5 protein-coding genes and 1 tRNA gene are annotated in these 12,417 nt (G+C 68.7%); 5 read left to right on the top strand and 1 reads right to left on the bottom strand.

Annotated features, from left to right (window positions below):
- Positions 1-106: 106 nt before the first annotated feature.
- The 3 genes from AC1DHX_RS08610 to AC1DHX_RS08620 all read left to right on the top strand — a co-directional run bounded on the left by AC1DHX_RS08610 (position 107) and on the right by AC1DHX_RS08620 (position 7,217).
- A complete protein-coding gene (locus AC1DHX_RS08610) occupies positions 107-1,366 on the top strand; it encodes an MFS transporter (protein WP_476860405.1) in 1,260 nt (419 codons plus the stop codon).
- 125 nt (positions 1,367-1,491) lie between these two features.
- A complete protein-coding gene (locus AC1DHX_RS08615; protein WP_230009777.1) occupies positions 1,492-2,295 on the top strand; it encodes a VOC family protein in 804 nt (267 codons plus the stop codon).
- A 374-nt stretch (positions 2,296-2,669) separates the two neighbouring features.
- Positions 2,670-7,217 carry an ExeM/NucH family extracellular endonuclease gene (locus AC1DHX_RS08620; RefSeq protein ID WP_476899950.1) on the top strand — a complete coding sequence of 1,516 codons (4,548 nt, stop codon included), beginning with the start codon at positions 2,670-2,672 and terminating at the stop codon, positions 7,215-7,217.
- Positions 7,218-7,442: 225 nt separating this feature from the next.
- Here AC1DHX_RS08620 and AC1DHX_RS08625 read toward each other — a convergent pair whose 3' ends face one another.
- Complete coding sequence (locus AC1DHX_RS08625) at positions 7,443-9,665, bottom strand: FAD/NAD(P)-binding protein (RefSeq protein WP_476860407.1); 2,223 nt, start codon at positions 9,663-9,665, stop codon at positions 7,443-7,445.
- Positions 9,666-9,748: 83 nt separating this feature from the next.
- Between AC1DHX_RS08625 and AC1DHX_RS08630 the strand changes: the two genes are divergently transcribed.
- Positions 9,749-12,028, top strand: coding sequence for a prolyl oligopeptidase family serine peptidase (locus AC1DHX_RS08630; protein ID WP_476860408.1), 2,280 nt, complete (start codon positions 9,749-9,751; stop codon positions 12,026-12,028).
- A 146-nt stretch (positions 12,029-12,174) separates the two neighbouring features.
- Positions 12,175-12,262 (top strand) — tRNA-Ser (locus AC1DHX_RS08635).
- Positions 12,263-12,417 lie beyond the last annotated feature (155 nt).

Here is a 12,417-nt window from a genome sequence, read left to right on the forward strand (position 1 = left end):
CGGAACGGTCGACGACGTCGGGCGAGGCGCCGCTTCCGGTGGCTACGCAGCCACGCTTGACCAACCCCAACGCTGAGGCATTACCGCCACCCACGAAAGGACCCGCATGACGACCGCCCCCACCCGAACACCGGCACAGGAAGCCAGTGCCTTGGTCGACGCCACACCAGAGGGCAGCGCACAAGAAAACAGAGAACAAGAAGACAACGCACAGCAAAGACTGCCCCTGACCGCACTCGTGGTCCTGGCCGCCATGGGATTTATCCTCGTCGCCACCGAGACCATGCCTGCCGGCCTGCTTCCTGTCATTGCCGCCGGCCTCCACACCGGCGAAGGTACGGTGGGTCTGCTGGTCAGCGCATACGCCCTCGGAACGGTCATCGTCACCATCCCCGCGATCATGCTGACGCGTGGCATGCGACGAAAGCCGCTGCTGCTCGGCGGTATCGCCGGTCTCGTGCTTGCCACCACGGTCACCGCAGTCTCAGCTGATGTGACGTTGTCACTCGTGTCACGATTCTTTGCGGGCGCGTTCTCGGGAATCATCTGGGGAATGCTCGCCGCTTACGGGCGCCGCATCAGCCCGCCCCGGCACGCAGGGTTGTCCTTGGCCATCGTGTCCACCGGGGCGCCCCTCGGATTCGCGTTCGGCACCCCACTCGGCGCCTGGATCGGAACAGCTTTCGATTGGCGCTGGTCCTTCGGTGCCCTGTCCGTCCTCGGGGGCATCGTGGCTGCGCTGGTCCTGGGATGCGTCCCCGACGCCGCCGGCCAACCGCGGGCGTCACGGCTCCCCCTGGGCCGGGTGTTCAAGATCCCCGGCGTCGCCGTCATCCTGGCCGTCACCGTCGCCTGGATGCTCGCCCACAGCACCATCTACACCTACATCGCCCCCTACCTCCGGGCCACCGGCACCGGCCTCTCCGCCAGCCTGGTCCTGCTGGTCTACGGCATCGCGTCCGTCGTCGGGGTCGCCGTCACCGGTGCGCTGCTGGACCGCCACCCGAGGCCCCTCCTTCACCTCAGCGTCACCGTGTTCGTCGCTTCCGGACTCATTCTGCTGATCGGACATGCATCGGCAATGGCCATCCTGATCGCCGCCGCGCTCTGGGGCCTCACCTTCGGCGGCGCATCAGCCCAGGTCCAGGGACCACTCACCACCGCCGGAGGCGACAACGCCGACGTCGCCAATGCATTCCTCCCGGTCGCCTTCAACCTGGCTATCTTCGGCGCGGGCATTCTCGGCGCGCTTCTCCTGACCCCATTCGACGGGCTGGTGCTCCCGGTCGTCATGATCGCCCTCGGCATCACCGCCCTGCTGCTCACCCTGTACGGCCGACGCTCGGCATTCCCGCGCCGGCTCTGACTGGCTATGCATTGAAACTGTCCGTGCCCCGTCATAGTCTCTCTGTGTCTCCACCACCCGATCTCCACACAAACCAGAGTCCGGCGGCCGCACGTCAACGGCCGCCACAGAGAGCAGGAGCCTCCATGCCCACACCCGAGCACTCCAACGGCGCACCATGTTGGATCGACCTCATGACATCCGATGCCGAGAAGGCCAAGTCGTTCTACGGTGCGCTGTTCGGTTGGACGTACCAGACCGGCGACGAAGCAAAATACGGCGGCTACATCACCGCCTGGAAGGACGGCAAGTCCGTCGCCGGCCTGATGCAGAAGCAGGAGGATCAGGCCGCGTGGCCGGACATGTGGTCCACGTACCTGCGCTCGGAGGACGCCGCCGCCACCGTCAAGGCGGCAACGGAACACGGCGGCCAGGTCTACATGCCGCCCATGGACGTCCCCGAACAGGGCAGCATGGCGATGATCGCCGACGCCACGGGCGCGTCGGTCGGCGTGTGGCAGCCGGCTGAGATGAAGGGCTATGAACTGGCGGCCGAGCCCGGCGCCCCGGCGTGGCACGAGCTCCACGCCAAGGACTACGCCGCCGCCGTCAAGTTCTACCAGGACGTGTTCGGCTGGGACACCGACGTCATGAGCGACACCCCGGAGTTCCGCTACACCACCCTGGGCGCGGGCCCGGCGGCCAAGGCCGGGATCATGGACGCGTCTGCCTACCTTCCCGCCGAGGTCCCGTCCAACTGGCAGGTTTACTTCGCCGTGGAAGACGCCGACGCCTCCATCGAGACGGCAGTGTCCCTCGGCGCCAAGGTCATCGACGGGCCGGACAACACCCCGTTCGGCAGGCTCGCCACACTGACCGACCCCACGGGCGCGATGTTCAAGATCGTGGCTGACACCGGACAGGGCGGGCAGTCCGCCACGGACGCCTAACCGGCCAGGACACCAGAGCTCTTCCCACCTAATTACAAAAATTGTTGTAGGAAATACCGGCCAGAGCCTTCCCCGAGGGCTACTGGCCGGTATTCTGCTGTGGAGCGTCCGGTGGAGGCACCCGGACACCGCTCACCCGTATCACCAGTCACCATCGCCCGGGGCTTTCGAGCCGCTCCGGGAAGGCTGCGGCGCGTCCCGCTGGGGGGCGTCCCGCCGAATGCACGTTTAGTCCATACGTTGTTCATTCACCCCTGTTTGGATGGGCCCGGCACGACTTGACCAGGAGTTCTGGCCGGCCACTGTCCGCTGCACCCTGCGGACGCACTGCACCCTGCCCTTTACCCGGGGCACCCTAATGAGAGTTAGAGCGGATGAAAATAACACCCTGGAAAACAGCGCTGGGCTCAGCACTGTCGGCGGCGCTGATAGCAGCTCCACTGGCGGCGGCCGTGCCGGCTAACGCCACCGAACCGTTGCCGGCAGCAACCGGAACCTCGCCGGTGGTCATCAACGAGGCCTATCTCAGCGGCGGCAGCTCCGGCGCGGCCTTCAAGAACAAGTTTGTCGAGCTGTACAACGGCTCCGACGCACCGGTCTCACTGGAGGGCTGGAGTCTCCAGTACCGCTCAGCCCCGGGCACCGGTGCGCCGAGCTCGGTGGCAGCCCTGGCGGGCAGCATTCCCGCCAAGGGCTACTACCTGCTCAAGGGCGGCAGCAACGGCACGGCCGGCACCGACCTGCCGGCCGCCGACGCCACCGCCACCGGTTTCAACCCGGCCGGTGGCGGCGGCACGATCGTGCTGGCCAAACAGGCCACAGCACTCAACCCGCTGCCGACAGGCTCGGTCATCGAACCGACCAACGTCGCGGACCTCCTCGGCTACGGCACCTCGAACACCTTCGAGGCCCAGGCGGCCGCGGCGCCGTCGGGAAACACCGACGTCAAGAGCATCAACCGCAGCAACGGCGGGGACACCAACAACAACGCCGCCGACTTCGCACTGAACGCAGCCATCACGCCGACGGCGGCCAGTGGCGCTGCCGGCCCCGTGGACCCGGGGCCGGGCACGCCTCCGGCCGCCAAGACCATTGCCGAAATCCAGGGCAACGGCACCGCAAGCCCGCTGGCAGGATCCTCGGTCACCACCCGCGGCAGGGTCACTGCCACGTTCCCCACCGGCGGCTTCGCCGGCTACTACGTCCAGACCCCCGGCACAGGCGGCGATCTCACGCCGGCCAACCACGCGGCGTCGGACGCGGTGTTCGTCTACTCGCCGTCGACAGTCGACGCCGTCAGGATCGGCGACTACGTCGAACTCACCGGCGCAGTCAGCGAATTCTTCGGCATGACCCAGCTGAACGTCGCCGCGGCGGCCGATCTGAAGAAGCTCACCGAGGCCGCCCCCGAGGTCAAGGCCACCGGCTTCGCCCTGCCCGCCGACGAGGCCTTCCGTGAGTCCCTCGAAGGCATGCTGCTCACCCCGCAGGGCCCCGTCACGGTGGCGGACAACTTCTCGCTGAACCAGTACGGCGAGATCGGCCTGGCCGGCGGCACCACCGCGCTGGCGCAGCCCACCGCCGTCGCGCCTTTCGGCTCCGCGGAGTACACCGCCACGGTCGCGGCGAACGCCGCCCGCGGCATCAAGCTCGACGACGGCGCCACCACGAACTTCCTCAAGGACGCCGCCACCAAGGCCCAGGTGCTCCCGTACATGACCACTACGGATCACGTCCGGGTCGGCGCGCCGGTGACGTTCAAAACCAACGTGGTGCTCAGCTACGCGAACAATGCCTGGAAGTTCCAGCCCCTGACCCAGCTGACGGCCGCCAACGCGGACACCGTCCAGCCGGCCAGCTTCGGCGCCACCCGCGCGGACACCCCCGCGGCGGTTGGCGGCAATCTCAAGCTCGCCTCCTTCAACGTGCTGAACTACTTCCCCACCACCGGCGACCAGATCTCCGGCTGCACGTTCTACCCGGACCGGGACGGCAACCCCATCACGGTCAAGGGCGGCTGCGACGTCCGCGGCGCGGCGAACGCGGAGAACTTCAAGCGGCAGCAGGACAAGATCGTCGCGGCGATCTCCAAATCCGGGGCCGACGTCGTCACGCTCATGGAGGTCGAGAACTCGGCCCAGTTCGGCAAGAACCGGGACGACGCCCTCGCCAAACTGGTGGATGCCCTGAACATCGCCACGCCGGGGATCTGGGACTACGTCCGTACGCCCGCCAACGCACCCCCGCTGGCGGACGAGGACATGATCCGCACCGCGTTCATCTACAAGTTGGCCGCCGCCGAACCGATCGGCGAATCCATCATCCACAACGACACGGTCGCGTTCGCCAGCGCCCGCAAGCCGATGGCCCAGGTCTTCAAGCCGGTCGGCGCCTCCGATGACAAGAAGTTCATCGCGATCGCCAACCACTTCAAGTCCAAGGGCTCCGCCGCGACGCCGGATGACACCGACAAGGGCCAGGGCGCCTCGAACCTGGCGCGCACCGCCCAGGCCAAGTCCCTGCTGGCGTTCGCCGACGAACTGCAGAAGTCCAAGGGCACGGACAAGGTCTTCCTGATCGGTGACTTCAACTCCTACGCCAAGGAGGATCCGATTAACGTCCTCACGGGCGCCGGGTACGTCAACCAGGATGAGAAGGCCAAGAACGCCGACAGGTCCGCCAAGCACTCCTACCTGTTCGGCGGCCTCGTGGGCTCGCTGGACCACATCCTCGCCTCCCCGGCGGCCAACGCCGCCGTCACCGGCGCGGACATCTGGAACATCAACTCCGTGGAATCCGTGGCGCTGGAGTACAGCCGCTACAACAACAACGTCACCGACTACTACGCTCCGGACCAGTTCCGGGCGAGCGACCACGATCCCGTGGTGGTGGGCCTGAACTTGCCCGTCACCCCGGCAAGTGTTGAGCTGAACTTCCTGGGCATCAACGACTTCCATGGCCGCATCGATTCCAACACCGTGTTCTTTGCCGGGACCATCGAGAAGCTGCGCGCCGCTGCCGCCCCGGGCGCCACGGCGTTCATTTCGGCCGGCGACAACATCGGCGCCTCGCTGTTCGCCTCGGCGATCGCCAAGGACCAGCCGACCATCGACGTGCTGAACGCCCTGGAGCTGCGCACCTCCGCGGTGGGCAACCACGAGTTCGACGGCGGCTGGRCTGACCTGCGCGACCGTGTCACCGCCGGCGGGACCAACGCCAAGTTCCCGTACCTGGGCGCCAACGTCTACGCCAAAGGCACCACCACCCCGGTCCTGCCGGAATACACGGTCCTGGACATGAACGGCGTGAAGGTCGCCGTGATCGGCACGGTCACGCAGGAGGTGCCGTTCCTGGTCACGCCGTCAGGCATCGCGGATCTTGAATTCGGTGACCCCGTCGACGCGATCAACCGGGTCGCGACGAAGATCAAGGCGGACAAGCTCGCCGACGTCATCATCGTGGAGAACCACGACGGCGCCGGGTCGGGCGCGCCCGACGGCGCCACTTTGGAGCAGGAAATCGCCGCGGGCGGCCCCTTCGCCAAGATGGTCCAGAAGGTCACCCCGGATGTGGCGGCGATCTTCAACGGCCACACCCACAAGCAGTACGCGTGGGACGCCCCGGTCCTGGACGCGGCGGGCCAGCCCACGGGCAAGACCCGCCCGATCGTCCAGACCGGAAACTACGGCGAGTTCATCGGCCAGATCCAGCTGACCATCGACACCAGGACCATGTCGGTAACCGGGTACAAGGCCGGCAACGTCCAGCGCACCACCAGCGCCGCGCAGCCGGCAGCCGATCTTGTGGCGCAGTACCCGCGCGTCGCGGCCGTCAAGGCAATCGTGGACAAGGCCCTGGCCGACGCCGCGGTGGTCGGCAACCAGCCTGTCGGCAAGGTCACGGCGGACATCACGACGGCGTTCGCCGGTTCCCCGGCTGTGCGCGATGACCGGAGCAGCGAGTCCACGCTCGGCAACCTGGTGGCGGACTCCCTGGTGGATGCGCTGAAGGCGCCGGACCTCGGCGCCGCCGAAATCGGCGTCGTCAACCCGGGCGGCCTGCGCAACGAGCTGTACTACGCGCCCGACGGCACGATCACGTACGCCGAGGCCAACGCGGTGCTGCCGTTCGTGAACAATCTGTGGACCACGTCCCTGACCGGTGCGCAGTTCAAGACCCTGCTGGAGCAGCAGTGGCAGACCAACCCGGACGGCACGGTTCCCAGCCGTGCGTACCAGCAGCTGGGCCTGTCCAAGAACGTGAACTACACCTACGACGCCGCCCGCGCCGCCGGTGACCGGATCACCTCGATCCGGGTCAACGGTGCACTTCTCGACCCGGCGAAGTCCTACCGGATCGGGACGTTCAATTTCCTGGCCACGGGCGGCGACAACTTCCGCATCTTCAAGGAAGGCGCGGGCACCAAGGACTCCGGGCTCGTGGACCGCGACGCCTGGATCAAGTACCTGCAGGCCCACAACCCGGTCTCGCCGGACTTCGCCCGCCGCTCCGTGGCTGTCGTGAACACGACGGCGGCCGAGGTCAAGGGCGGCGAATCCATCACACTGGCGGTTTCGAAGCTGGACCTCACCTCGCTGGGCAGCCCGGTGAATGCCTCGCTGCGCGCCGAGTTCACGGACGCTGCGGGCACCGTGACGGCCCTGGGTACGGTACCGGTGACCGCCGGCGCCGCCAACGTGAGCGTATTGGTTCCCGCTGGCGCCGCCGCCGGCACGGGCACCCTGGTGCTTACCGCCGTCGAATCCGGCACTGTGGTGAAAACGGCGGTGAAGGTCGCGGCCAGCGTCCCCGTCCCGCCGAAGTGCACGCCGCCGGTCAAGCCGACCAGGCCAGGGGATCTCGTGGGCCAGGTGAACTACGGGACAGCCATGGCCGCCTACCGGAAGTGCCTCAAGGGCTGATGCCTTAGCCCGGACTTCCTGGTCCCCCACCACGGCACATGCCCTCCCCTGGCCCGCAGCACTGGACATAAGCACCAACTGTCCACTGCCCGGCCCCAGGGGAGGGCTTGTCCATTCTTGGAGGCAGGCGCGCCGGAGGACATGTCCACTTTTGAGCGGCTCCTGAGCCGCGGGCGGGTGCGGGCTAGGGGGTGCGGGCTGCGGGCTACGGGCTAGGGGTGCGGGCTAGGGGGCCAGGATGTCGCGGGCGATCTCGTCGGCGTCGCGCAGGGTGCGCTGGCCGCTGCGGTAGACCGGGCCGGCCTTCGGCCGGGCCTCGGCGGCGATGGCCGTGCCCCATTGCGTGGCGGAGAGCTGAAGCCCGAGCACGTAAAGCCCCGGCGTCACGGACCCGTTGGCACCCAGCGGCCGGTACGGATGCGGGACGACGTCCAGCCCGGAAGTCTGCACCGGGGTCCCCTCCACGCTCATCATGAGGCGCGGCCGCACCAGCCCCTCGGCGAGCAACTGCTCCAGCAGGGGCGAAGAGTTGACGGCCACCCGGTTGGCCGGGGCCAGCGCCTCGATCATCGCCGCCGCGGACACAGCCCCCGCTCCGGAACCGGACGCGGCGGCCGCCCCAAATCCGGACACAGCGTTCTCCGTCCGGTCCCTTACCGCACCCGCGTGCGCCGTCCCTGATGCAGCACCGATCACGCCGGCACTGCCCACAAAACCGCGGACCCCAGCACCGCCCGCGGCAGCACCACCGATGCCGGCAGGCTCCATCGCGGCACCTTCCGCCCCGCCGTCGGCGCTTTCATCCATTCCGCCGCCCACCCATGGTGACGCCGCGGTGAACATCCGGGCCCGCCGGTCCACGCCGAACTTGGGGTCAGGGCCCACGAAGCGCACGATTCCCGCCCGGGCCAGTGCCGCGAGCTGCGCGGAGCGCGGCGCCGGCGGACCGCTCGCCAGGCCTTCCACGAATGATTCGAACCAGCCCCGGAGGCCGGCGACCCAGGATTCGTCCGTGATGCCGCTATCGGCCACAGCGGTCTTGAGCACGGCCCGGCCGTGGTGCAGCGCGCCGATCGCCATCTTCACCGGATCGTCCTCACCAAGGGCCGAGCGCCGGGCGTCGTCGAGCAGGTAGTCGACGACGGCGGCGTCCAGTTCGGCTCTGGAGTCAAACGAGCGCCCGGCCAGGGGCGCCGCGAGGCCGAGCAGGTCCAGGCGGCGGGATGCCCGGACATGGACGGCAATCACCGATTCCGCGGTGTGCTCCCACTTGACGGTCGAGTGAGCGTGCGGCCGCAAAGACTCGTCCAGGGCGCGCAGGAACTCGGCCGGGCCGGTCAGGATGGCGTCGGGCTGCGAGCGCGCGAGCGTGGAGTAGTACGCCCAGACCGCGTCCCGGTGCAGGAGCGGCCAGAGGTCGTAGTCGAAGGAGGGCCGGATTCCGGAGTCGGCGAACTTCGCGATCGCGCCCTCAGTGCAGTAGCGCAGCCGGACCGTTCCGGGGTAGTAGCCGGTGAGTGTCGCCTTCGCCCGGTAGGGGGTGCCGCGGCGTGAGGCGGCGATGATGAGCGGTTCGCGGCCGGACGGCAGATACGTCAGTTCAGCGTTGCCCTCCCCGGCAACGAACCGGCCGCCGCGCCCTTCCGTCAGCTGTCCCATCACGTCAAAGAAGTTCAAGCCCATGCCGCGCACCAGGACAGGTTTGCCTCCCGGCACCCGGGACCAGTCGACGTCGGCTGGCGCCGCCGGCGGCACGTACAGGAGACCGAGTTCCTCCGCCGCGGAAAGCAGCTCCCGCTGTTCAGGGTTCAACCGCGCGTCGAGGTGGCCCACGGCCAGCACCACGGAGTCGACGGTAAGTACGGTGCCGTCGTCGAGCACGACGTCGAACCGCACCGCAGCGTCCTCCGCGCCGGCCGGCCCGGAGGCGGCCAGGTCCGGGCCCGGCGCCGCGGCGGCCTCCGCGGCGGCGTGGCGGACCGACGTCGCCCTCGCCGCGTGGAAGTCCACGCTGACGCCGGCCGGCAGCACGGTGAGCAGTTCCTCGAGGGTGGACCGCAGGTAACGGCCGTAAAGGGCCCGGCTGGGGAAGTCCGCCTCGCCGAGCCGTGAGAGCTCGGCACGTTCGTCATCAGTGAGCGAAGGGTGCGGGTGGGCCTGCTGGAGTTCGCGCCACTGGTCGAATGTGCGCCCGGCCAGGGGCGGCACGAGTTCCGGGTCTTCGGGGACCACGGTGGGATAGAAGGACTGCGTGTTCATCAGGTACAGCCGCGACTGTCCGGGCTGCCAGACGTGCCCCGGGCCCGCCGGATAAGGGTCCACCACGTCGATGTGCAGGGTGCCCGCGGAGCCGGCGGAGGCCCAGTTGGCGAGGAGCCGTTCCAGCACGCTCGTGCCCCGGGGACCGGCGCCTATCACTGCCGTCCGGATGCTTCGAGATATGCCCACGGCATCCAGCGTATCGGCAACCGGCCGCCGGCTTGACCTCGGTGTGACTTGCCACTGCCGCACCGATGTTCTTGGATGGGAAAATGACCACCACAGAAGCTGACCACCCGTCCGCGTCCGGCGAGGCCACCGGCGCCCTCCCTGCTGGCGGGACTTCCCCCGAACCCGTCGACGAAAACATCTGGCTGGAGGACATCTACGGCCAGGAGCAGCTGGCGTGGGTCCGTGAACAGAACGCCCGCACCGAGGAGCTCCTCGAGGACGCCGACTACGCCGATCTGGAAGGCCGGATCCTGGAGGTCCTCGACTCCACCGACCGGATCCCCATGGTGGGCAAGCACGGCGAGTGGTACTACAACTTCTGGAAGGACCGGGACAACCCCCGGGGCCTGTGGCGGCGCACCAGCTGGGACAGCTACCGGGCCGGGACCCCCGAGTGGGATGTCCTGCTGGATGTCGACGCCCTCGCCGCCGCCGAGAACCAGGACTGGGTCTTCCACGGCGCCAACTTCCTCCGCCCGGCCCCGGGTGAACCCCACCGGCGGGCCCTGCTGGCGTTCTCCCCCGACGGCGGGGACGCCAACCGCCACCGGGAGTTCGACGTCGAGGCCCGCGGCTTCGTGGACCCGGCCGACGGCGGCTTCGACCTCCCGACCGGCAAGGGCAACGCCTCCTGGCTGGACGGGGACACCCTGCTGGTCGCCACCACCGCCCACGATCTGCCGCGGACCACCTCGTCCTATGCCCGCACCGGGGTGAAGCTGCGCCGCGGCGAGTCCCTGGCCCAGGCCGAGCAGCTGTTCGACATTCCCGAGGACCACATGATGGCGATCGTGGCCCACGACTCCACGCCGGGCTTCGAACGCACGTTTGCCGTCGACTGGATCAGCTTTTTCGAGAAGAACACCTCGGTGCTGCGCGATGGTGCATGGGTGCAGATCGACGTGCCGGCGGACGTGAACCTGAGCTCGCACCGTGAATGGCTGCTGTTCCGCCCGCAGCGTGACTGGACCGTCAACGGCACCACCCACCCGGCGGGCTCCCTGCTCGCGGCCGGCTTCGAGGACTTCCTCGCCGGCTCCCGGGACCTCGCCGTGCTCTTCACCCCCGATCCGCACACCTCCCTGCAGTCCTGGAGCTGGACGCGGGACTTCCTGCTGCTGAACCTGCTCCGGGACGTGTCCTCGGAGATCCACGTCCTGGATCCGCGGCGCCCCGGTACGGACGCCGCATGGGCCGCCACCGTGCTGGACGCCTGCCCGCCCCTGCACGACGTCAATGCCTTTGCGGTGGACGACGAAGACGACGCCGAAGGCTCGGACGACGACGGTACCGGCGGCGCCGCCTCGGTCGCCGAAGGCGAGGCACCGGGTGCAGGGAACGACTTCTGGCTGGTGGCCACCGGCTTCACGACGCCGACCACCCTGACCCGCGGGACACTCGCCCGCGACGGCGGATCGGTGACCAGCACGCACGAGGTGATCCGGACGTCGCCGTCGTTCTTCGACGATGCGGGCTACGAGGTCCAGCAGCACTTCGCGGCCTCCAGCGACGGCACGAAGGTTCCGTACTTCCAGGTGGCCGCCAAGGACCTGGTGCTGGACGGCCAGAACCCGACCCAGCTTTCCGGCTATGGCGGCTTCGAGATTTCGCGGACGCCGGCGTACAGCGGCGCGATCGGCCGGGCGTGGCTGGAGCGGCGGACCGCGGAGTCCAGCGGCGAAGAGGGCGAGGGCACGCACCGCCGCGGCGGCGTCTACGTGGTGGCGAACATCCGCGGCGGCGGCGAGTACGGGCCGGACTGGCACCGCGCCGCGCTGCAGGGCAACCGCCACCGGGCGTACGAGGACTTCGCCGCCGTCGCGAAGGACCTGATCTCCCGCGGCGTCACGTCCCGTCAGCGGCTCGGCTGCGTGGGCGGCTCCAACGGCGGGCTGCTGGTGGGCAACATGCTCACCCAGTACCCTGARCTYTTTGGCGCCGTGTCCTGCGGGGTCCCGCTSCTGGACATGCGCCGSTACACCAAACTGTCCGCGGGCTATTCCTGGATCGGCGAATACGGCGACCCCGACGTGCCCGAGCAGTGGGAGTTCCTGAAGACGTTTTCGCCGTACCACCTGCTCAAGGACGGCGTGGACTACCCGGAGACGTTTATTTGGACGGCGACTTCGGATGACCGGGTGGGGCCGGTCCAGGCCCGGAAGATGGCGGCCCGCATGCAGGCCATGGGCATCCCCAATGTCTGGTTCCACGAGGCGCTCGAGGGCGGCCACGCGGGGGCTTCGGACAACCGGCAGGCGGCGGCCCTGCAAAGCCGCAGCCAGCATTTCCTGTGGCGGGCCCTCGCCGGCACCGAGGCGTAAGGCCCACACCCAAGCAACGCGGGGTCACTTAGCGCCCATCCGGGGGCCCCGCATGGGCCGGATCTGACCCCGCGTTGCTCTGGAGCGGCCGTTTTGCACTGCGTGGCACCTTCTGCGTATCCTTGGTTGGCTAGTTATTAGCAATTGGAGACGTGCCAGAGCGGCCGAATGGGCTTCACTGCTAATGAAGTGTGGGGCACAACTCCACCGGGGGTTCAAATCCCCCCGTCTCCGCGTTTGGCCCCGGTCCTCGGACCGGGGCTTTTTGCGTTCCCGGGCAGATCAGGGCGGATCGACGGCGTTCATTCGCGCTGGTCTGCCCCCAGCAGTCACGTCCCCCCGGCCCGGCCCGTCCGGTGGCCGGACGCCTCACGCCCGCCGGCGGATCC

This window comes from Arthrobacter sp. 05N33_2, assembly GCF_056397425.1.

Coding starts and splice junctions, on each gene's coding strand:
- AC1DHX_RS08615 (WP_230009777.1), top strand. CDS start 1,492: ATGCCCACACCCGAGCACTCCAACGGCGCACCATGTTGGATCGACCTC.
- AC1DHX_RS08610 (WP_476860405.1), top strand. CDS start 107: ATGACGACCGCCCCCACCCGAACACCGGCACAGGAAGCCAGTGCCTTG.